Raw genomic sequence first — 23,222 nt, forward strand, 5'->3', positions numbered from 1 at the left:
CCTAAAAATTTAACCAACAACTACATAACGACCCTCCAATACTATTATACACCAAATACAAAAAAAGTTAAAGGACTATTATGTTTTATACACTAAATAATATTGAGTAAAAGCAGTAAATTTTCTTTAATTAATTTATTTTGCTTTAATATAAGAATGAAATTTTCAGTTAAATTTTTAGATTCTTTAAAGATTTTATTGTCGTATTTTGACTTAAAAACCTTAGCTTTAATATTGTTTTCTATAAGACCTTCTTCTAATTCCAATTCTATTTTTATTTCGTCTTTATTACTTATAATGCTGTAATTTTGTTGATGAAAATTTAAAATTAGATTTTTAGGATTAGAAAGTCTAACAACTAGAAAGTTTTTTTGTATATAAAGAGTTTTCAAAACTCCAGTAAATTTCTTATTATTAATTGTAAGTATTCTATTTAAAATACTCTCTTTATATTCATAAATATGGCTTAAAACTTGTAAGTCAATATAATTATGATATATTAATTTTGATAGCATTTCATTGTCTTTAAGCTCTTGATACATCTTAAAAATCTTTGGCATTTCTTGTTGATTAACATGATCATGCACATCAAAACCAAGTCTTTTTCCTAAATTTATAGCTTTAAGACTAGGCTCTCCTAAAAAGAAATTTAGCTTTTGGAGTTGCCTATAAATATCAATGTTTTCAAAATTGAATTTAGGAATATTATATTTTTCCATTTTTTTTCTGATGAAAGGAAAGTCAAATCTATCACCATTATATGAGATAATTTTTTTATTATTTAAAAGTTTTGAAAGCTCTAAAATCAGTTCTTTTTCCTCTTTTTCATCCTCGATATAATATTGAGAATAAATCAATTCATTATCTTTTTTTTCGCAAATTCCAAACATATACATAAAGTCCTTACTTCTGTTTAGACCTGTTGTTTCAATATCAAATAAAGTATAATTTTCAAAATTTGAATCAGTTTTTTCAATATTTACAACTTTTTTCATAACAACTCCTTTCTTAAAATGATTTTAAATAGAAAAAAAGTAGAGTCGAAAAACTCTACTTTTTAACTACTATCCATAGTAACATGGTGCAGGAAAGAGGACTTGAACCCCCACGTCAATGACACTAGATCCTAAGTCTAGCGCGTCTGCCAGTTCCGCCATTCCTGCATATATGGGGTGGATGATGGGATTCGAACCCATGACCTTCAGAGCCACAATCTGACGCCCTAACCAGCTAGGCCACACCCACCAAACTTTGCATTTATTCTAAACGCTTGTATATTATAACAATTTATTAAAAAATTGTCAATAGTTTTTTAAAAATTTTTTAAATTATATACAGTTTTCGTCTTTGCATTTATGTGTACTATGAGCTTCTTTACTAGAATCTTGTAAATCTTTTAGTTCTTCTTCTGAAAGTTTTTCCTGACAATTTTTACAAATACCTTTAATTTCTAAATAATGACCAGTAACAATAAAATCAGTTTTATGTTCTATATCATGAATTAAATTATGTATTGGGCAATGATTAATTGGCATTATTTTTTTGCATTTTTCACAGATTAAACTATGAGTATGTCCTTGATTTAATTGAAAATAAGTAGTTCCGTCGATTTCTGCTGTTTTTTTAGCGATATTCTTATCACAAAATTGATTTAATGCTCTATATACACTTGATATACTATATTTATCGCCTTTTGTTGAAATAGCATTGTAAATATCTTCTGCTGTTGTAGGAACTTCTCTTTTTTCTAATTCTTTAAGAATTGCCATTCTATTTTTTGTGATTTTTAAGTCATTATCTTTTAGAATTTTCAAAAAAACTTTTTTCATAAATACTCTCCTTTACTTGATTTTTCGACAAATAGGGTATATAATACTATAAGTAAATGAGTGCTATTTGCAAATAAGCTCTCATAATATAAAAAAGGAGTAATTATGAAAAAAATCATAACTAAAATCATTTCCTTTGCCCTTATTATAACACTTTTTTCAGCTTGTGGCAAAGATTCTGTAAAAAATGATACAAAAAAAGAAGATAAAAAAATAATATACACATCATTTTATCCACTACAAAGTATTACTAAAGAAATTGTTGGAGATAAAATTGAAGTTAGAAATTTAATTCCAAATGGCCAGGAAGTTCACCATTGGGAGCCAACAGCACAAGATATGAAAAACTTATCTGAAGGCAGTGTAATTTTAGTAAATGGACTTGGATTAGAAAGTTGGCTAGATAAATTTAAAGCTTCAATTAAAGATTTGAAAATTGTAGAAGTTTCAAAAGATGTTAATTTGTTAAAAACAGAAGATGAAGACCATGACCATGATGAACATGATAAGCATGATGAACATGGAGAGCATAAAGATGAGGACCATAAACATGATAAGGAAGAAAAAGAACATAATCATGGAGAATATGATCCGCATATTTGGTTAAGTCTAAAAAATATGAAGACTATTGCAAAGAATATTTATAATCAAGTTGTAGAAATGGATAAAGAAAATGAGGCATTTTACAAAGAAAATTTAGAAAAATTACAAGTAAAACTTGATGATTTAGATAAAAAATATTCTGAACAACTAAAAAATGCAAAAATAAAATCTGTTATTACTTCACATGAAGCTTTTGCATATCTATTAAATGACTATGGTTTGAAACAAATTCCAATTGAAAATTTGAGTTCTGATTCTGAACCTAATTTAGAAAAAGTGAAAGAAGTTGTAGAATTAGCAAAAAAAGAAGGCATAAAAGTTGTTTTTTATGAAGAATTAAGTGAAAATAAAGTTGAAGAAACTATCGCTAAAGAAATTGGTGGAGAAGTTAAAATGCTTTATACAATAGAAGGTCAAACTGAAGAACAAGCAAAAGAAAATAAAGACTATATTCAACTTATGGAAGAAAATTTAAAAGCCTTAGTTGAAGCTACAAAGTAGGAGAATGTTTTGAATAATATTATTTCGATAAAGGATCTGTCTTTTTCTTATAGTGGAGGAGTTAATGTCTTAGAAGATCTTTCTTTTGATATTCAAGAGAAAGATTTTATAGCAATTATAGGAGCAAATGGTAGTGGGAAATCTACTTTGCTTAAATTGATTTTAAGAGAACTTAATCCTTCAAGTGGAGAAATATTTATATCAGATACTAATATTAAGAATTTTAAGGAATGGAATACAATTGGCTATGTACCTCAGATAAATGCTAGCAATATTCCAAATTTTCCGATTACTGCATTAGAGATAGTAACACTTAATCTATATCAAAAAATGGGCTTTTTTAAGTTTTCAAAAAAAAGCCATATAGAACAGGCAAAAAGAGCTTTAATGCAAGTAAATATGCTAGATTTTGCCAATACACCTATAAATAAGATGAGTGGTGGGCAACAACAGAGAATTATGATTGCAAAGTCTTTGATTAATAGTCCAAAAATTTTAATTTTTGATGAGCCTACAACAGGAATTGACAAAGAAAGTAAAAATCAACTTTTTAGAATTTTAACTCACTTAAATAGAGTTCATGGAATTACAATTATACTTGTAACTCATGAGCTTGAAATTATGAAGGATAATTTGACAAGAGTTGTAGAAATAAAAGATAAGAAAGTGGTGGTAAGATAATGTTTCAACTTGAATTTATGAGAAGAGCTTTTTTAGTTGGAATTATGCTTTCCATCGTTATACCTTGCATTGGAGTTGTAATGGTAAATAAGAGAAATTCAATGATAGGGGATGCTTTATCCCATGTTTCTCTTGCGGGTGTTACTATAGGTCTTATATTTAGAGTAAATCCAATTATAACTGCAATTATTTCCTGTGCAATTGCAAGTTTTTCAATAGAGATTATGAGAAGATATTTTCCAAAAAATTCGGATATATCAACAGCAATAATGATGAGTCTAGGAATTGGGCTTGCAGCAGTTCTTTCTGATTTTGTAAAAGGTGCTGCTAATTTCAATAGCTTTTTATTCGGTAGTATTGTCGCTATAAGTGATTTTGAAGTTATTTTAGTTACATTGGTATTTTTCATTGTAATAACAGTTTTTACAGTGCTTTACAAGGCGCTTTTATATGTTTCATTTGATGAGGTTGGAGCAAGACTTGCAGGAATAAAAGTACAAAGTGTAAATATAATTTTTACATTTTTAATTTCCTTATCTATCTCAATAGCCTCAAGAACTGTTGGAGTATTAATGGTTTCATCATTAATGGTCGTTCCAGTAGCATGTGCGTTAAGAGTTTCAAAATCGTATTTTCAAACTGTGATTTACTCTATTCTCTTTGGAATGACATTTACGATTTCTGGTATAACAATTTCATTCTATCAAGGTTTAAAACCTGGTGGAACAATGGTTTTAACGGGAATATTAGTACTTTTTACAATCGTAATATTACAAAATTTAAGAAAGCTTTTAAAAATTTAAAGAAAATCAATTTGATTTTCTTTTTTTGCTTTGGGACTATTCTTTAACAATGATTTATGTTAAAATATAATTGGCTAAAAATTTATTTTATGGAGAGATAATATGATTTTTGTTGAAAATAAAAATTTTGATCCGGCATTAAATCACGCAATTGAACTTTATCTAATGGAAAATTATGATGAAGATATTTTTATGCTTTGGAGAAATAGACCTTGTATATTACTAGGTCGTTATCAAAATATTGATTTGGAAGTAAATTTAGATTTTACAAATGCAAATAATATGGATGTAATCAGAAGATTATCTGGTGGAGGTGCAATTTATTGCGATACTGAGAATATGCAATATACTTTTATAACTAAAAAGACTGGAGAAGATGTTGATTCGTCATTTAAAAAATTTGCAAAGCCAGTTGTTAATTTCTTAAATTCATTAGGTCTTAATGCCGAATTTACTGGAAGAAACGACATTCAGATAGATGGAGCAAAGGTAAGTGGGAATGCTCAATATCAAAATAAAGAAAAGATTTTACATCATGGAACTTTCTTATTTAAAGCAAATCTATATAATTTAACAAATTCATTGAAATCAAGAGATATAAAGTTCAAGGGTAAAGCAGTACAATCTGTTAGATCTAGAGTTGGCTTTATTGGGGATATGATTGATATGGATGTTGAAACTTTTATGGATAAAGCTATTGATTACATAAAAGATGAGTATAATATTACTAATACTACAATTCTAACTGAAGAAGAAATGAAAAAAATTTACGAGATTAGAGATTCTATTTTTGCAACAAAAAACTGGAATTATGGAAATGGCTCTTTAAAAAAGAATAGAAAAGCAGAAAAATATTCTTGTGGAGTTGTTGAAATAGGTATTGATGTTGAAAACGAAAAAATTAAAGACATCTCAATTGAGGGAGATTTTTTCAGTGAATTGGGTATAGATAATTTGTGTAGTATATTAAAAGGAGTTCAATGTTCAAAAGAAGCTATTGCAGAGGCTCTTAAGGATATTGAGATTGATAGATACATTAAGTCAATGAATAAGGAAGTCTTTATTGATGATATAATTAAATTATTTTAAGAGGTGTAATATGCTAAGAAAAAAAGCAGAAATAATGAGAAAACCTGAATGGTTAAAATTAAAAATTCAGGGAGATAAAAATACAAGTGACGTTGAAAGCATGTTAGAGGGATTAAAGTTAAATACAGTTTGTCATGAAGCAAATTGTCCAAATAAAATGGAATGTTATTCAAGAAGAACAGCAACTTTCATGATTTTAGGAAGAAACTGTACTAGAAATTGTACTTTCTGTAATGTAACAAGACATACTCCAGATCCAATTAATTTAGAAGAACCTGAAAATCTTGCAAAAGCTGTACAAATTCTAGGACTTAAACATGCTGTTGTAACTTCTGTTACAAGAGATGATTTACCGGATGAAGGTGCAAATCAATTTGCAGAAGTTGTAAGACAAGTTAGAAAATATAATCCAAATACTACAATTGAACTTTTAATTCCTGATATGTCTGGAAGAAAAGAACTTATGGATATTATTTATGAAACAAAACCTGATGTTTTAAACCACAATGTTGAAACAATTCCAGCGTTTTATCCAAAGGTAAGACCTGCTGCAAACTTCCAAAGAAGTTTAGAAGTTTTAAAATATGCAAAAGAATGTGGACTTAAAACAAAATCAGGACTTATGGTAGGTTTCGGAGAAACTGAAGAACAAGTTGTTGAAGTTTTAAAAGCACTTAGAGAAGTGGATTGTGATATGGTAACAATTGGACAATATTTACAACCTACAAAATTCCATATAGCTGTTAAGGAATATGTACATCCTCAACAATTTGATAGATATAGAGATATAGCTTTTGAAATGGGCTTTTTAAGAGTAAACTCAGGACCATTAGTAAGAAGCTCTTATCACGCGGAAGCACTTTAATTATAGAACTCATTTTTACTTTTGTAGAAATGAGTTTTTTTACTACTGTATTTATTAATTAATTTGTGGTAAAATATTTATAACTTGTTATTATGAGGTGTTTTATGAAGGAGTTTTACATAAATTCATGTATAGACGATAAAAGACTATATTGTGTAGATTTTGCAGAAAATTTAAAAAATCCTAAAATGATTGTGCAAATTTGTCACGGAATGACTGAGCATATAAGAAGATATAAGGACTTCGCACTATTCTTAGAAAAACAAGGAATAAGGGCCTTTGGAATGGATAACAGAGGACATGGAAAAACTTGTGAAGAAGAGGAATTAAGAGGACATATTGCCGATACAGAGGGTGATATAAAACTTATAGAAGATGTATATACTCTTAACAAATATATAAGAGCAGAATTTCCGGATAAAAAAGTTGTAATTTTTGGACATAGTATGGGTTCGTTAATAGTTAGAAACTTTTTAAATGAATATTCCGAATGTGTTGATGGTGCAGTTATTTGTGGAACAACAGAACCTTATGGAATTAAACATAGAATTTCTATGCTTTTAGCCAAACTTTTTAGTGCAAAAAATGGAAGTAAAAAGAGTGAATTTGTAAATAGACTTGGATTTAAAGGATATAATTCTAGAATAAAAAATAGAAATTCAGATTTTGACTGGCTTACATCAGATGAAAATGAAGTTGAAAAATACATTTTAGATAAGGATTGTGGTTATCTTTGCACAAATATGTTCTTTCTAGATCTACTAACTTTAATCAAAGAAGCCTCATACAAAAAGAATATTGCAAACATTAGAAAAGATTTGCCAATTCTTTTTGTTGCTGGAAAAGAAGATCCAGTTGGAGCTTATGGAAAAGGAGTTTTAAAAACTTACAAAATTTATAAAAAAGTAGGAATAAAAAATCTAAAAATTAAACTTTATGGAAAAATGAGACATGAAGTTTTGAATGAAATAGGTAAAGAAAAAGTATATCTTGATATCTATAATTTTTTAGAAAATGTAAATGAAAATAACTAAGAGCGAACAAAGAGGAGTTATATTAAAAGTTACTCCTCTTTAGTTTTAACTGCTATTTATTGGAGGGAAAATATTGGAAAAAAGACCGGAGTTTCAGGAAATTAAATCCTTTGAAGAATTTTGTAAATATTATTGGTATCGTGAAGAACTTTCTCAAATATGTAAATTACTAGGTTTAGAATATAGAGGTACAAAACAAGAACTTAATTGTACTATCGAGGAGTATTTTAAAGGAAATGTCATTAAAAAGACTGTAATAAAAAAAGAAAAGAAGAAAGTGGAAAATATTACTTTAGATACGCCATTGCTTGAGTGCGGTTTTTCCTTTAATGCAAAGTTTAGAGAATACTTTTCTAGCTTAACTGGAATTTCACCATTTAAATTTAATGCTGATATGGCTACATCTTGGAGAAAAGTAAAAAAAGATAAAGATTTTAATTTTACAATTCAAGATATGCTAAATGTGTATTATGGAAAATCGGATTATGCAAAGTATGATAATTCAGTATGTGAATGGAATCAATTTTTAAAAGACTTTTGCTCTGATAAATCTAGTTTAGACTATTCGAATAAATTAAAAGTTGCCTCTATTCTTTGGAAAGAGGTTAGAGATTCAAAAAATGAAAAAAAATATTCGAGAGAATTGTTGGATAAATATTCTTGTAAAGTAAAAGAATATCTAAAATAAATACCTATTAATCGGTATAATAAAGGAATATTAATTCGAAAAGACTTATTATTATTTTTAAAATTAAAAATTAGGATATTAGCTAATAAATAGATATTGACAAATGTTTTTGTTACTGATATTATATTAATGTAATAATAGTAACTCGTAAGAGAAAGTGCACATAGGGTTCCGAAGAATTTTTCTTGCTGGTCCAAGCTGTGCAGGTGCAATGCACTACACCTAAGGGAGAAAAGCCCAGAAGGTAGGTTTCGCTTGAATCCTACTTTTTGGGCATTTGTTTTTAGTTGTTTTTATTTTTAGGGGTTATTTTTGTTTTGCAAAAATATTTTTTAGGAGGATTTATGAGCACATTTTTTGAAAATTTTTTCAAACTTAAAGAACACAAAACAAGTGTCAAAACAGAAGTTCTAGCAGGTATTACTACATTTATGACAATGGCTTACATATTAGTTGTAAACCCAGCAATTTTATCTGAAGCCGGAATGGATAAGGGGGCTGTTTTTACAACAACAGCAATAGCATCTTTTGTAGGAACGGTATTAATGGCACTACTTGCTAATTATCCTTTTGCATTAGCTCCAGGTATGGGATTAAATGCTTACTTTGCTTATACAATTGTAATTGGTAAAGGATATAGTTGGCAATTTGCTTTAACAGCAGTTTTATTGGAAGGTATTGTATTTTTAATTTTAACTTTTACAAAAGTAAGAGAAATGATTGTAAATGCCATGCCATATTCACTTAAACAAGCAGTTAGTGCAGGTATTGGTATATTTATAGCATTTTTAGGTTTATATCAAGCAGGACTTGTAAAACAAGGAAAGGGAATACCTTTAGATTTAGGTGTAATCACAAGTGCAACTTCATTAATTACAATTTTTGGTATTTTATTTACTATTTTCTTACTTGTAAAAAAAGTTCCAGGTGCAATTTTATTTGGTATGATTGCTACAACAATAGTATCAATAATATGTGGAGTTTCTGAACTTCCAAAAGCAGTTATTGGAAAACCATCAAGCATAGCACCAATCTTTATGAAATTTGATTTTAGTAAAGCTTTATCAACAGAAATGTTTGTAGCATTATTTGCATTTTTATTTGTTGACTTATTCGACACAGTTGGAACTCTTGTAGGAGTTGCTTCAAAAGCTGATATGTTAGATGAAAAAGGAAATTTGCCAAAAGCTAGACAAGCTCTTTTTGCTGATGCAGCAGGAACAACAGTAGGAGCAATGCTTGGAACATCAACAGTAACTACATTCGTTGAAAGTGCAGCGGGAGTTGCTGAAGGTGGTAGAACAGGACTTACAGCAATTGTTACAGCTTTTCTATTCTTACTAGCTTTAATTTTCCAACCAATATTTTCTATAATTCCAACATATGCAACATCTTCTGCATTAATCGTAGTAGGATTATTTATGATTACAGGAGTTAAGAAAATAGACTTTGACGACTATACAGAAGCATTACCAGCATTCTTAACTATCATTATGATGCCTTTATCATACTCAATAGCAAACGGAATCGTATTTGGTATTGTTTCATACGCAGTATTAAAACTAGTTTCAGGTAGAAGAAAAGAAGCTTCTCCAGTTGTTTACATCTTAGCTCTACTATTTATCTTAAAATTTGTAGCAGAAGCATTTATGTAATAAAAAATATAAGGATTGAAATGTTAGAATTTCAATCCTTTTTTTATTAATAATTATAATTATAATATTTTTGTAAATAGATATAATTATATAAATATGATATAATTAAACAAAAATGTTTTAGTGAAAATATATTTGGTTTTTAATAAGGAGATATGAAAATGAAAAAAGACAAAATTTTACCTTATGATGATTCTAATCCAAAAGATATATTTAGATATTCACAGGAGCTTTTAGGTTTAACTTTTGAAGATGTTTTATCTAGAGTTTTTGAAGGGGATGAATTAAAAAATAAAATAGAATATTACAATAATCCTAAAGGAAAAGGTACTTTAGGAAATTTGTTAGAAGAACATTATTTCTTATATAGACCAAATAGTAGTCCTGAACCTGATTTTGAAAAAGCGGGTGTAGAACTAAAGGCTACTCCTTATGAAAAAAATAGAAAAGGTATTAAGGCTGGGGAAAGACTAGTTATAACAATGATTCCAAATACAGAACCTATAGAAAGTGATTTTAAAGGGTCTCATTTAGAGAAAAAAATTAGCAAAATTTTAATGATTTGGTATCATAGGATAAAATCTCAAAAAAGAACAGAACATAATATTGATTTTGTTAATTTATATAATATTTATAGTAAGATATGTTCTAAAGATTTAGAAATAATACTTGATGATTATAAAACAATTGTAAATAAAATAATATCTGGTAATGCACATAAATTATCAGAGGGTGATACAAAGTATTTAGGTGCATGTACAAAAGGTTCAACAGCTGCAAAAAGTTTAAAGCCTCAATATTATAATAAAGATATTCTAGCAAAAAGACGAGCTTTTTCATTAAAACAATCATATATGACTTATGTTTTAAATAATTATGTTCAAGAAGAGTTGATGGGTTATGACTCTATTTTTAGCGAAGAAGATTTGAAACATGGTGAATTTGATGCACAGATATTATCAAAAATAAATCTATATGTTGGTAGAAGTGAATAGGAATTATATAGAGCATTTAATCTTTTGACTGAGTCAAAATCAAAGCAAATAAATAAAGTATTAGTAAATAGAATGTTAGGTGTAAATACAGATAATTCAGAAGAATTTCAAAAAGCTAATATAATTATTAAAACAATAAGGGTACAAAGAAATGGGAAACCTAAAGAAAGCATGTCTTTCCCTAAAATTAAAATTAAAGAACTTATAAAACAAGATTTTGAAAACTCTTATGAGTATGAATTCTTTGAGACAACAAGATTTCTTTTTGTTGTTTTTAGAGAAAATGAGGAAGGCAATTTTATTTTATCAGGTTCTAAATTTTGGAATATGCCAATTGAAGAACTTGAAAGTATAGGAAAATTCGAATGGAATTGTTACAAAAATAAATTTATTGAAGGAATAAACTTTAATATTAAAAAATTGAAAGATAATAAACAGATTGTAGAAAATGATTTGCCTAAAAAAACGGAAACAAAAATTTTTCATTTAAGACCACATTCCAGTAAGAGTGCTTATTTGATAGACGGCATAAGATTTGGGAATGGTAGTGAATCAGACATGGATGAGCTTCCTAACGGAGATAAAATGACTAATCAATGTTTCTGGTTAAATAACGATTATATAAAAAATATTATTAAAGATATTTAAAGGAGTTAAATAGATGGAATTAACTGTAGCGGAACTATTCGCTGGAGTTGGAGGATTTAGAGTTGGATTAAATAACATAAAGTCTTTCGGCTCTGATAATAGAGCAATTGAAAATAGAGATTGGAAATTTGTTTGGGCTAATCAATATGAGCCATCAACAAAAACACAACATGCTTTTAATTGTTATACAACTAGATTTGGAGAAGAGAATAGTTCTAATGTTGATATAAATAAAGTGAATAAATCTGAGATTCCTAACCATTCTCTTTTAGTAGGTGGATTTCCATGTCAAGATTATTCTGTAGCTAGATCTATTTCTAAGGAAAAAGGGATTGAAGGGAAAAAAGGAGTTCTATTTTGGGATATTAAAGATGTTCTAATTGAAAAAAAATCACCATTTGTTTTGTTGGAAAATGTTGATAGACTATTGAAATCACCTGCTAATAAAAGAGGTAGAGATTTTGCTATAATGTTAAAGACATTTGATGAATTGGGATATGATGTTCAATGGAGAGTGATAAACGCTGCAAATTATTCAATGCCACAAAAAAGAAGAAGAATTTTTATTTTTGCTTATAAAAAATCAAGTAAATTTGCTAAGACAATAAATAAAACTAATATTAATTTAAATACAGAAAATGTATTTAATAAAACATTTCCAGTTTTACCAATTACTGATATAGAATTAATAGATTTAAAATCATATGGAGATACTGTTGATATTTCAAATAATTATAAAGATGGGAAATTTTTAGAATGCGGAGTAATGATAGAAGGTAAAGTTACACACGCTAATATAACGCCAATAGAGGAAGAAAAATTTACTTTATCTGATATTATAAATCAAGCAAATGATTTTAATGAAAATCTAGAAAATTATATTGTAAAAAATGATAAATTAGAAAAATGGAAATATTTAAAAGGTGCAAAAAGAATAGAAAGAAAATCAAGCACAGGACATTCTTATATATACAGTGAAGGATCAATGGCTTTTCCGGAAAATTTAAATGAACCAGCAAGAACAATGCTTACTAGTGAAGGAACAACAAATAGATCGTCACATATAATATTTGATAAAAAAATAAAAGAGTATAGGATATTAACTCCTATAGAGTGTGAGCTTATCCAAATGTTTCCGATAAATTGGACAAATACAATGCCAACAAGAAATAGATATTTTATGATGGGAAATGCATTGGTAACTGGTATAATTTCAAGAATAGAACCATTATTGAAAGAAATAATAGAGAAAGAGTAGGAGTTAAATAGAGGGGTTATGTTGAACAAAAACATATTTATAAAAACCAAAGATGTAATTATATTAGTATTATTTTGTGCAGGTATTTTTTTGATTGGAAAAATTTTAATAGGATATATAAGAGTTTTTTTTATTTGGATTAATCAAGTTGCATCAAAAATGGATGCTGTTGTTGCTGTCGCATTAATAACTGGAAGTTTATCAGTTTTGGGAGTTGTTATTAGTTCGATAATATCCAAAATATTAGAGTACCGTCAAAATACTAAAAGATATTTATATGAGAAAAAGGAAGAACCTTATTCAGAATTTATCGAAATGGTTTACAAAACTCAGAAGTTTGTGAAAGAGAACAAAGAATATAATGAGAAAGAAATGTTAGATGACATGTTTAGTTTTTCTAAAAAATTAACATTATGGGGTTCAAGTGAAGTAATAAAAAAGTGGCTTACTTTTCGAGAAGTTAGTCAAAATCAAACAGGAGATCCAACGGATAATCTTTTTATACTTGAAGAAATTATTTTTGAAATTAGAAATGATATGGGACAAAAAAGAAAAGGTTTGAAAAAAGGAGATATCTTGTCATTCTTTGTTAATGATATTAAGGAGTATCTTCCAAAAGATAAAGCTAAATAGGCGGATAATCAAAATTGTGATTAAATACTATTAAAGTTATATTTTAAAAATATCTACAATATATTTTAAATTATATTGTGGATTTTTTATTATATAACTTACTTAAAGTTGATTAATTAAGCTAAATATAGTATAATTTAACCTATGTTTAGTACAGAATTAATTAATATTTTTATGAGGTGAAGGAATGATTAATGTAATAGATTTAAGTTTGAGTTTTCAAGGACAAAAACTTTTTGATGATGTAAATTTATCTTTTACTCCAGGAAACTGCTATGGAGTAATTGGTGCTAATGGCGCAGGAAAGTCAACTTTTCTTAAAATTTTAGAGGGAAGACTTGAACCGGATACAGGAAGTGTTTCTATTAAGCCAAATACTCGTATGAGCTTTTTGGAACAAGATCACTTTAAGTTTGAAGATGAAAAAGTAATAGATGTTGTAATTATGGGAAATGCTCGTCTAATGGAAATCATGAGACAAAAAGAAGAAATTTATGCAAAAGAAGATTTTTCAGATGAAGATGGAATTTTGGCTTCAGAGCTTGAAGCTGAATTTGCTGATATGGACGGTTGGAGTGCAGAGGCAAATGCTTCTTCATTATTACAAGGTCTAGGAATTGGAACTGAATTACATGAGAAAAAGATGAGTGAGCTTTCAGGTAAAGAAAAAGTTAAGGTTTTACTTGCAAAGGCGCTTTTTGGTAATCCAGAAATCTTAATCCTTGACGAACCTACAAACGACTTAGATATTAAGAGTATTTTATGGCTTGAAAATTTCCTTATGGATTATGAGGGAACAGTTATCGTAGTTAGTCACGATAGATATTTCTTAAATAATATTTGTACTCATATGGTTGATATTGACTTTAAAAAGATTAAGGTTTTTGTTGGAAACTATGATTTTTGGTATGAATCAAGCCAACTTGCAGCACAAATGTTAAAAGATCAAAACAAGAAAAAAGAAGATAAAATTAAAGAATTACAAAACTTTATCGCAAGATTCTCTGCTAATAAGAGTAAGTCAAAACAAGCTACAAGCCGTAAGAAATTACTTGATAAAATTCAAGTTGAAGATATTCAACCTTCAACTAGACGTTATCCATTTGTAGGTTTTGAAATGGAAAGAGAAGTTGGAAATCAAATTTTAGAAGTTAATGAAATTTCAAAGACTATTGAAGGAAGACTTGTTTTAGATAAGGTTTCATTTATGGTTAATAGAAATGATAAAATTGGTTTTATCGGTGATGAATTAGCTATTACAACTCTTTTCAAAATTTTAGCTGGAGAGCTTGAACCAGATAGTGGTGATTTTAAATGGGGAGTTACTACTTCAAGATCTTATTTTCCAAAGGATAATACTGAATTCTTTAAAGACACTCCATATAATTTGATTGACTGGTTAAGACAATACTCAACAGAACAATCTGAAATATATATTAGAGGATTTTTAGGAAGAATGTTATTCTCAGGAGATGAAGCTTTAAAACCTGCTCAAAAACTTTCAGGGGGAGAAAAGGTTAGAATGATGTTATCATATATGATGCTTAAAAATTCTAATGTTCTAATTCTAGATCAACCAACAAACCACTTGGATCTTGAAAGCATTATTAGTTTGAATAATGGACTTAAAGCATTTAAAGGAAATATTTTATTTGCCAGTCATGATACTGAATTTATGAATACCATTGCGAATAGAATTATCCATATTGAAGACAATATCTTTGAAGATAGACTTATGACTTATCAAGAATATATTGATAGATTTGTTGAAGGTCAATAATATAACAAAAACAAATCCGAGTTATACTCGGATTTTTTTAAAAATTTCATTAAGGAGGTAAAAATGGCAACTGATAGTAATTTAAAAGAAAATGAACAAGTAAATGAAGAAAAAATAATTGCTAATAAAGATGTTGAGCTTGATTCTAAAAATAAGAAATACACTATGGTTAAAGTAGTTGTGCTACTTGGTATTTGGTCATTGTTTTGCCTTTATTTGCTTGTTTTCAGTGTGGTGGCTGGATTGCCTTATAGTGACCAAGAACTCATAGAAAAAGCACCATTTTTGAATACAATCACTACAATTATTTATTATACAATTCCAATAATATGGATTTTTGTACCGCTTTTAATTTTCGTGTATAAAGATGTAAAAAAATCTAAAAAATAATATTAGTATAAATGAAAAAATCCGAGAATTCTCGGGTTTTTTATTGTGAAATAACAAGGTTTCTGGGCACTCACCTGATGCAAAGCATCGTGGAAGTGAGGGAATTATTTTAAATATTTTAAAATTATAGTATAATATTGTATAGATTAAAAAATTAAGGAGACTTTTATTATGTCTGATTTTTTTAGGTATTTTTGGATAGGATTTGAAAACATGTTGCAACATAGTAATACAAGAAATGCTATGATATTTCTTACTGTTATTTTTTTCATTATAATATTTCGTAGAATTTCAATAGCACTTCGAAGTGGGGGAAGTGTTTTTAGACCTTATCATATTTCAAATGGAAATTTTTATATACACAATGCTTTCTATTTTTTAAATAGAGTTATACCTTTAAAAAAGATAAGATCAATTGAAGTTGACAGAATTAGGTCTGTAAGACTAAATGGAAGCAGATATATGCTAACTATTGAATTTAAAAATGGAAAGAGGACAGCCTTTTTTTTCGGTAGAGATAAAGCAAGTGATGAATTGGTAAGAAACTTAAAACAGGATACTAAAAGGTATAATATTAAAATTCATACTATTAATTTTGATGAGAAAGACTAGGGAGAGGATATGAAAAAGATTAAATTTCATAGCATTTTTTATAGGTTTATATTGTTTATATTTGCTTTTGCCATTCTCGTTATAAATATGATAATAGCTGATAAAAATTCAATAATACAATTCTATAATTTTAATATAAAATTATTGAAATTAAATTATATTTTCATTGGAATTTTTATTGCTATTACAATAATTTTCTCTTTTGTTGGTTGGAAATTTTATGTCTGTAAAGAAGGAATATACCTAAGAAAACTAGATTTACTCATTCCTTGGGAAGATGTTGATGCTGTAAGCCATGTCTGGATTAATGAATGGAGTATAAGACCTAACGGGAAACAATATTTTTATAATAGAAAATCTTTAGTAATCTACAGAAAAGATAATAAACCAATTTGCATTTATAATATTTCATTATTTGCTTTATATACAATAAAAATTTTAAAACCTAGCATTAAAACCAATATTATTGTTGCTACATTTGCTACAATTTTTAATATAGCTCTTAATTTTGGAATACTTTATAGTGTTTTTTCAAGGGAAATAGAATTTATAAAAATAGAGCTATTTCTTAGCTATATTGTTGTATATATTATAAAGATGACATTAGTACCATTAGTAATGGTCAAATATGAAAATATAAAACACGGGAAATACTTATTTCACGATAATGCATATAACAAAAATTCCTCAAAAGTAATTCAATTGTAAGTAGTAAGGAGAGTTATGAAAAAGATAAAATTTCATAGTATTTATTATAGATTTATTTTGTTTATTTTTGCTATTTTTTTAACTAGTATAAATTCAATAGATAGAGTTAATAAAGTTACATTTGATTTTAAATGGTTAAAGGTAGAATATTTAAATATTTGTTTTTTCATTATTTCAATTGTTCTTATATGGTATTTTGAATTTTTTACTTGGAAATTATATATTTGTAAGGAAGGAATATATCTTAAAAAAATAGATTTATTTGTTCCATTTGAAGAGATAAATTCTGTGAGTCACGTTTGGTTTAGTTCATTAGGAAGTGTTAAAGACCGTTCAAGTTATAGTAGAAAATCATTGGTGATTTACAGAAAAAATGACAAGCCCATTGTCGTTTACAATATTTCTTTATTAGCATTATATTTTATAAAAAAATACAATTCAAAAGTTGAAATAAATATTATATCTGCAACATTAGCAACACTATTTAATATATTAGTTAATACATGGTTTCTTTATAGAACATTTACAGATTTTAATGGTATGATTAATTATACAGAATTATTTATCTATATCATTATATTTATAATAAAGTCATTAATACCATTTATAATGATTATAACTCAAAATAAAATACATGGATATTACCTAGAACATGATGTACCATGGTATGGTTGGGGAAATGACAAAGTTATTAAATTGTAGCTAAATTGAATAGAATATATAATAAAAAGTAGCTTATAAATATAAGCTACTTTTGTTTTATTAAAATTTAATTACAGAATATGAGTATAGAGGATATTCTATTTGATTTTCTTCCTTAAAATATGCTCCTGCGCAATAAACCCAGTTTGGATTTTTAAGTAATGTTCTTCCTTGGTAAATCATATCACAGGCATCACTTTGAAGTAAATATTCACATAATCCATAGTCTTCTAAAAGTCCAACTGCAGATACAGAAAGATTTGCTTTTTTAATTTCTCTACTTAATTCAGCTTGATATCCTGGATAAACTAACGGACTTTTTGGAACAACTCCACCACTTGAAATGCTATTGAAAACAACTCCATCTTCTTTAGCAAATTTTAGAATCTTTATAATGTCTTCTAAAGAATTTCCATTTTCATCATATTCGTTAGCAGAAACTCTAACGTGAACATCAATATCTATATTTTTAATTTCTTTTAAGATATCACCTAAAAATTTATATCTTTTTTCTAAACTACCACCATATTCATCAGTTCTTTGATTTGATAGGGGAGATAGGAATTGATTGATTAAATATCCATGTGCTCCGTGGATTTCTACAAAATCAAAACCAGCTTCTTTTGCAAGTTTTACAGAATTTACATAATCTTTTTGTAAAGATATAATCTCATCTTTTGTTAATTCTCTTGGTGCTTTTTCATCTGCAAAAGGAATTGCGCTTGGCGCAATGATATCATCATAAGTTGCGTCAGCTTTTCTTCCGGCATGGCTTAATTGAATACCAATCTTACAGTCATAGTTATGAACTCTATCTACAAGTTCTTTAAATGCTTCCATTTGAGTTTCGTTATATAGACCTAAATCAGTTTTTCTTATTCCACCTTTGGAATTAACCATTGTAGCCTCAATAATAACTCCAGAAACACCACCTAAAGCTCTTGCTACATAATGATCAAAATGTTCTTTTGTTAAAACTCCATCAACAGTTTTATTGTGGAACATGCACATTGGAGCCATAACCACTCTATTTTTAAATATATGTCTACCTATTTGAATAGGACTTAAAAGTTTACTCATAAAAACCTCCTAATTTATTTTTGCTATTATCTTATACCCTTAATATGTTTTATCTATTTAAAGATAAAAAAATATTTTAAGCAATAAAAAAGCTGTTATGTAAATAACAGCTTTTTAGAAATTTATACTATTTTGTATATTTTAATATTAATTCTTTAGCAGCTAATGTTTCATCAGGACGTTTAATTTCTGTGTCATGAGGAGCTGCATGAACAACTTCTGGATTTGTTTCAGCTTCTTTTGCAATCTCAATCATAGATTCTGCAAATCCGTCAAGTGTTTCTTTTGATTCACTTTCAGTTGGTTCAATCATTAAAGCTTCATCAACGATTAATGGGAAGTATACAGTAGGTGGGTGATATCCCATATCCATTAATCTCTTAGCAACGTCAAGAGTTACTAATCCGTTAGGATTCTTTAATCCTGCAAGTACAAATTCATGTTTGAATTTAACATTTTCAGGAAGATTGTAGTAATCTTTTAATTTATTTGCTAAGTAATTAGAGTTTAATACTGCATAATCACTTGATTTCTTAAGTCCGTCAGATCCTAAAGCTAAAATATAAGCATAAGCTCTTACTAATACACCAAAGTGTCCGTAGAAGTCTTTCATCTTACCGATTGTCTTAGGAACGTCATAAGAGAAGTTATATTTTTCTCCATTTTTAACTACGATAGGAACTGGTAAGAATTCTTTTAAGAAATCTTTACATCCAACATATCCTGCACCAGGACCTCCACCACCGTGAGGAGTAGAGAATGTTTTATGAAGATTGTAGTGGATTGCGTCAAATCCCATATCTCCAGGTCTAACATGTCCTAAAATTGCATTTGCGTTAGCTCCATCATAATATACTAAACCGCCAGCTTCATGAACGATTTTTGTAATTTCTTGAATATCTTTTTCAAATAAACCTAAAGTGTTAGGGTTTGTAAGCATTAGAGCAGCAGTATCATCACCAACAGCTGCTTTTAATGCTTCAATGTCAACTAAACCATTTGCACCAGATTTAATTTCAATAATCTTGTATCCTGCCATTGTTGCAGTTGCAGGGTTAGTTCCATGAGCTGAGTCAGGAACGATAATTTTATCTCTTTTGAAATCATTGTTATTTTCATGATATGCTTTAAATAGCATAATACCTGTGATTTCACCATGAGCTCCAGCTGCAGGTTGTAATGTACAAGCATCCATACCTGAAGTTTCATTTAAAGCTTCACCAAGTTCATAAATTAATTGTAAAGCACCTTGAGCTCCACATTCAGGAACATTTGGATGAAGTAATGCAAACCCTGGAAGAGCACACATAGCTTCATTAATCTTTGGATTGTATTTCATTGTACAAGATCCTAATGGATAGAATCCAGTATCAACACCAAAGTTTTTATTTGAAAGATTTACAAAGTGTCTAACAACTTCTGGTTCAGAAACTTCTGGTAAATCAATTTCACCATCATTTAATAGTTCAGCAGGAATTAGCTCTTTAATACATACATCTTCAACATCCAATTCTGGTAATTTATGACCAATTTTACCAGGTTTTGATAGTTCAAATATTAATTTATCGTATTTCATATTATGCTTCCTCCAATACCTTACATAGTTTGTCTATTTCTTCCTTAGTACGTTTTTCAGTAACTGCAAACATAATAACATTTTCTAATTCAGGATAGTATTTTCCAAGATCGAAACCACCAATAATTCCGTTTTCAAATAATTTCTTATTTAATTCACAAACTGGTTTTTTAGCTTTTAATGCAAATTCTTTATAGAATGGAGCATCAAAAACTTTTTCGAATTTACCTGTTTCTAAAAGTTTCTTATAAAGATAATGAGATTTCTTTATACATTGTTTTGAAAGTTCTTTAAGACCTTCTTTACCTAAAAGATCCATATAAATTGCTGCAGTCAAAACGTTAATACCTTGGTTAGAACAGATATTTGAAGTAGCTTTATCTCTCTTAATATGTTGTTCTCTGGCTGATAGAGTAAGAACCCAACATCTCTTTCCGTCTCTGTCAACAGTTTGTCCAACTACTCTTCCTGGAATCTTTCTTAAGAATTCTTTATTAACAGCCATAAATCCTAAGTATGGTCCACCAAATGAAACAGGGATACCTAGTGATTGAGCTTCACCAACAACTACGTCAACATTACAATCAGATGGTTTCTTTAAAGCTCCTAAAGAAGAAGGATCAACAGAAACTACTGAGTAACATTTCTTTATACCATGCGCTAATTCAGAAACCTTAGTTACATCTTCAATATTACCGAAGAAGTTTGGATTTTGAACTAAAACAGCACCAACTTCGTCATTTAATTTTGCTTTTAAATCATCAATACAAGTTACACCATTACAAGTTTTAACAACTTCCATTTCTAAATGTTGTGCATGAAGGTAAGTTTTTAAAACTTCTCTTGACCAAGGTGCAATAGCTTCAGAAACTAAAACTTTTTTCTTTTTAGCATGATGTGCAGTCATGATTGCTGCTTCTGCTAAACCAGTTCCTTGATCATAAAGTGAAGCATTTGCATAATCCATTCCAGTTAAGTTTGAAATCATTGTTTGGAATTCAAATATATATTGTAAAGTACCTTGACTGATTTCTGGTTGGTATGGAGTGTAAGAAGTTAAAAATTCACTTCTACTAATAATTGTTGGGATAACAGCAGGAATATAATGATCATAAGCACCAGCACCTAAGAAAGTAGGGTATTCGCTTGATGAAGCATTCTTGCTTGCTAATTTAGTTAGATAGTTATATACTTCCAACTCACTTTTTGCTTTTGGTATATTTAATTCTCTTTTTAATTTTACTTCTTCAGGAATATCTGAGAATAAATCTTCAATAGAGTCAATACCAAGGCTATCTAACATATCTTTAACATCTTGTTCTGTTAGAGAAATATAAGGATACATATAGAATTTACCTCCTAGTAATTTAATTATTTTTTAAGAAATTTCTTGCTTATTAATACAGCAGGAACTCTTTTGTTTCTAAGTTCAACTTCAACTTCGTTATCAACTTCAGCTTGATCAGCATCAACTATAACATTAGCAATAGTTTTATTAAGAGTTGGAGACAAGTAACCAGTAGTTACAAATCCGATTTCTTTATCGCCTTTGAATACTTTTGTGCCATGTCTAGCAATTCCTTTGCCCTTTAATTCAAGTCCGATTAATTTTCTTGGAAGTCCAGCTTCTTTAATTTTTGCTAAAACTTTTTTACCAATGAAATCAGCTTCTTGTTTTAATTTTACGAAATATCCAAGACCAGCTTCAAGAGGTGTAATAACGTCATCCATTTCGTTTCCGTATAGTGGAAGACCTGCTTCGAATCTTAATGTATCTCTACATCCTAAACCACAAGGCTTAACTCCATCTTCTTTACCAATCTTTAAGATTTCATCCCATAGTTTACACATGTCTTCGCCATTTCCGTAAATTTCGAATCCATCTTCACCAGTGTAACCAGTACGTGAAACTAAGAATTTTCCGCAATCTCCAAGTTCAACATTTTCTTTGAAAGTGAAGAATTTTATTTCATTTGCTAAATCAACATTTTTAGCTAATTTTTGTAATACTTTTTCAGCTTTTGGGCCTTGTAATGCAATTTGTGCAGTTTCTGATGAAATGTTTTTGATTTCAACATCATAGTTTCCTTTTTGTTTTAAGAACCAATCAAAGTCTTTATCAGTATTAGCAGCGTTAACTACTATATACATATCGTCTTGACCTTTTCTGTAAACTAATAAATCATCAACAACTCCACCGTTTTCATTACATAATAAAGAGTATATAACTTGTCCGTCACCAATTGTTGTTAAATCATTTGTGATTAAATGATTTACATAGTCAAAAGCATCTTTACCTTTAACAGTAATTTCTCCCATATGTGAAACGTCAAATAAACCAGCATCATTTCTTACAGCATGGTGTTCAGGAGCTAAACCTTCATATTTAACAGGTAATAACCAACCTGCGTAATCAACGATTTCTCCTCCATATGCAACGTGTTTTTCGTATAATGGTGTTTTTTGTGCAGCCATATCTAATTCCTCCTTAAATTAAATGGAAATTAATTACCTTCTAATAAGATAACCCATTTTCCTTAATGTAATTATAGTATAAAAAAATAAAAAATACAATAGTGTTTTTACAAAATTGCAAAAAGTCTTTTATTAAGCTAAAACTATTATTTAAAAAATTAACAAAAAAGAGTTATAAAAAAATAAAAACGTTTTTATTTTAACTTATAGATGAGTAATATATAAAAAATATACCCTAAAAAATTAGAAAATATATAAAAATTAAAAAACTTTTTTAATTTATTTTTTATATATTTTAATTAGATATAGTAAAATGATAATGTAAAATATAAGAATTATACGAGATATAAAATTTACTAATTTTTTAAAAAGTTTTAAAAAAAATTACAAAAAATATTAAATTTTTTATAAAAATTTTTTAATTATACGAAAATTGTGTTATAAAAGTGAAAATATACAAAAAATAGTGACTAATTGTCAACAAGATTATGAGTTATATTTTTAATGGAATAAATCAAATTATTAATAAAATTGATTATCTAAAAAGATACGAAAAAAATAAAAACGTTGGTCAAATTGAAAAAAATTTTTTATATAAGAATTTTTAGGGTATAAAG

General features: G+C 28.1%; 23 protein-coding genes and 2 tRNA genes. 17 read left to right on the top strand and 8 right to left on the bottom strand.

The window, feature by feature from the left end:
- Window positions 1-92: 92 nt before the first annotated feature.
- The 4 genes from LW893_RS04330 to LW893_RS04345 all read right to left on the bottom strand — a co-directional run bounded on the left by LW893_RS04330 (window position 93) and on the right by LW893_RS04345 (window position 1,829).
- Complete coding sequence (locus LW893_RS04330) at window positions 93-995, bottom strand: ribonuclease H-like domain-containing protein (RefSeq protein WP_233055999.1); 903 nt, start codon at window positions 993-995, stop codon at window positions 93-95.
- Window positions 996-1,079: 84 nt separating this feature from the next.
- Window positions 1,080-1,163 (bottom strand) — tRNA-Leu (locus tag LW893_RS04335).
- A gap of 5 nt (window positions 1,164-1,168) precedes the next feature.
- Window positions 1,169-1,245: transfer RNA gene (locus LW893_RS04340), tRNA-His, on the bottom strand.
- Window positions 1,246-1,328: 83 nt separating this feature from the next.
- Window positions 1,329-1,829: a Fur family transcriptional regulator gene (locus LW893_RS04345; protein ID WP_233056000.1), complete on the bottom strand. Its 501-nt coding sequence runs from the start codon at window positions 1,827-1,829 to the stop codon at window positions 1,329-1,331.
- A 105-nt stretch (window positions 1,830-1,934) separates the two neighbouring features.
- Here LW893_RS04345 and LW893_RS04350 point away from each other — a divergent pair, with 105 nt between their 5' ends.
- The 17 genes from LW893_RS04350 (at window position 1,935) to LW893_RS04430 (ending at window position 17,474) form a co-directional block, all read left to right on the top strand.
- The gene (locus tag LW893_RS04350) at window positions 1,935-2,933 is read left to right on the top strand and encodes a metal ABC transporter solute-binding protein, Zn/Mn family (protein WP_233056001.1); all 999 of its coding nucleotides are present in this window, start codon (window positions 1,935-1,937) and stop codon (window positions 2,931-2,933) included.
- Between the two features lie 9 nt (window positions 2,934-2,942).
- Window positions 2,943-3,614 carry a metal ABC transporter ATP-binding protein gene (locus tag LW893_RS04355; protein WP_233056002.1) on the top strand — a complete coding sequence of 224 codons (672 nt, stop codon included), beginning with the start codon at window positions 2,943-2,945 and terminating at the stop codon, window positions 3,612-3,614.
- Window positions 3,614-4,417, top strand: coding sequence for a metal ABC transporter permease (locus LW893_RS04360; RefSeq protein ID WP_233056003.1), 804 nt, complete (start codon window positions 3,614-3,616; stop codon window positions 4,415-4,417). The genes LW893_RS04355 and LW893_RS04360 overlap by 1 nt, the downstream gene beginning before the upstream one ends.
- Window positions 4,418-4,519: 102 nt before the next feature.
- A complete protein-coding gene (locus LW893_RS04365) occupies window positions 4,520-5,506 on the top strand; it encodes a lipoate--protein ligase (RefSeq protein ID WP_233056004.1) in 987 nt (328 codons plus the stop codon).
- 10 nt (window positions 5,507-5,516) lie between these two features.
- Window positions 5,517-6,371: a lipoyl synthase gene (lipA, locus tag LW893_RS04370; protein WP_233056005.1), complete on the top strand. Its 855-nt coding sequence runs from the start codon at window positions 5,517-5,519 to the stop codon at window positions 6,369-6,371.
- Window positions 6,372-6,475: 104 nt separating this feature from the next.
- Window positions 6,476-7,405 carry an alpha/beta fold hydrolase gene (locus LW893_RS04375; protein WP_233056006.1) on the top strand — a complete coding sequence of 310 codons (930 nt, stop codon included), beginning with the start codon at window positions 6,476-6,478 and terminating at the stop codon, window positions 7,403-7,405.
- A 70-nt stretch (window positions 7,406-7,475) separates the two neighbouring features.
- The gene (locus LW893_RS04380) at window positions 7,476-8,093 is read left to right on the top strand and encodes an SAP domain-containing protein (RefSeq protein ID WP_233056250.1); all 618 of its coding nucleotides are present in this window, start codon (window positions 7,476-7,478) and stop codon (window positions 8,091-8,093) included.
- A 344-nt stretch (window positions 8,094-8,437) separates the two neighbouring features.
- Window positions 8,438-9,748 (top strand): NCS2 family permease, encoded by a 1,311-nt coding sequence (locus tag LW893_RS04385; protein ID WP_233056007.1) that lies wholly within the window; start codon window positions 8,438-8,440, stop codon window positions 9,746-9,748.
- A gap of 161 nt (window positions 9,749-9,909) precedes the next feature.
- Entirely contained in the window at window positions 9,910-10,743 is an 834-nt protein-coding gene (locus tag LW893_RS04390; protein WP_233056008.1) for a MutH/Sau3AI family endonuclease, read from the top strand.
- 24 nt (window positions 10,744-10,767) lie between these two features.
- On the top strand, window positions 10,768-11,391 hold the full coding sequence (locus tag LW893_RS04395) for a MutH/Sau3AI family endonuclease (RefSeq protein WP_233056009.1): 624 nt from the start codon (window positions 10,768-10,770) through the stop codon (window positions 11,389-11,391).
- 13 nt (window positions 11,392-11,404) lie between these two features.
- Window positions 11,405-12,649: a DNA (cytosine-5-)-methyltransferase gene (gene dcm / locus LW893_RS04400; protein WP_233056010.1), complete on the top strand. Its 1,245-nt coding sequence runs from the start codon at window positions 11,405-11,407 to the stop codon at window positions 12,647-12,649.
- A gap of 18 nt (window positions 12,650-12,667) precedes the next feature.
- Window positions 12,668-13,282 (top strand): hypothetical protein, encoded by a 615-nt coding sequence (locus LW893_RS04405; RefSeq protein ID WP_233056011.1) that lies wholly within the window; start codon window positions 12,668-12,670, stop codon window positions 13,280-13,282.
- 187 nt (window positions 13,283-13,469) lie between these two features.
- Window positions 13,470-15,062 carry an ABC-F family ATP-binding cassette domain-containing protein gene (locus tag LW893_RS04410; protein WP_233056012.1) on the top strand — a complete coding sequence of 531 codons (1,593 nt, stop codon included), beginning with the start codon at window positions 13,470-13,472 and terminating at the stop codon, window positions 15,060-15,062.
- Window positions 15,063-15,125: 63 nt separating this feature from the next.
- Window positions 15,126-15,452: a hypothetical protein gene (locus LW893_RS04415; RefSeq protein WP_233056013.1), complete on the top strand. Its 327-nt coding sequence runs from the start codon at window positions 15,126-15,128 to the stop codon at window positions 15,450-15,452.
- A gap of 171 nt (window positions 15,453-15,623) precedes the next feature.
- Window positions 15,624-16,064, top strand: coding sequence for a hypothetical protein (locus LW893_RS04420; RefSeq protein WP_233056014.1), 441 nt, complete (start codon window positions 15,624-15,626; stop codon window positions 16,062-16,064).
- 9 nt (window positions 16,065-16,073) lie between these two features.
- Window positions 16,074-16,772 (top strand): hypothetical protein, encoded by a 699-nt coding sequence (locus tag LW893_RS04425; protein ID WP_233056015.1) that lies wholly within the window; start codon window positions 16,074-16,076, stop codon window positions 16,770-16,772.
- Window positions 16,773-16,787: 15 nt separating this feature from the next.
- On the top strand, window positions 16,788-17,474 hold the full coding sequence (locus LW893_RS04430) for a hypothetical protein (RefSeq protein WP_233056016.1): 687 nt from the start codon (window positions 16,788-16,790) through the stop codon (window positions 17,472-17,474).
- A gap of 60 nt (window positions 17,475-17,534) precedes the next feature.
- On the opposite strand, the gene LW893_RS04435 is transcribed toward LW893_RS04430, so the two are convergent.
- From LW893_RS04435 to gcvT, 4 genes are all read right to left on the bottom strand, one after another.
- Window positions 17,535-18,554 (bottom strand): NADPH dehydrogenase, encoded by a 1,020-nt coding sequence (locus LW893_RS04435; protein WP_233056017.1) that lies wholly within the window; start codon window positions 18,552-18,554, stop codon window positions 17,535-17,537.
- Between the two features lie 127 nt (window positions 18,555-18,681).
- Window positions 18,682-20,130, bottom strand: a complete 1,449-nt coding sequence (gene gcvPB / locus LW893_RS04440; RefSeq protein ID WP_233056018.1) for an aminomethyl-transferring glycine dehydrogenase subunit GcvPB — start codon at window positions 20,128-20,130, stop codon at window positions 18,682-18,684.
- A 1-nt stretch (window position 20,131) separates the two neighbouring features.
- A complete protein-coding gene (gene gcvPA / locus LW893_RS04445) occupies window positions 20,132-21,475 on the bottom strand; it encodes an aminomethyl-transferring glycine dehydrogenase subunit GcvPA (RefSeq protein ID WP_233056019.1) in 1,344 nt (447 codons plus the stop codon).
- A 26-nt stretch (window positions 21,476-21,501) separates the two neighbouring features.
- On the bottom strand, window positions 21,502-22,605 hold the full coding sequence (gene gcvT, locus LW893_RS04450) for a glycine cleavage system aminomethyltransferase GcvT (protein ID WP_233056020.1): 1,104 nt from the start codon (window positions 22,603-22,605) through the stop codon (window positions 21,502-21,504).
- Window positions 22,606-23,222: the final 617 nt, after the last annotated feature.

It is taken from the genome of Parvimonas micra, from assembly GCF_021300775.1.
Taxonomy (GTDB): Bacteria; Bacillota; Clostridia; order Tissierellales; family Peptoniphilaceae; genus Parvimonas.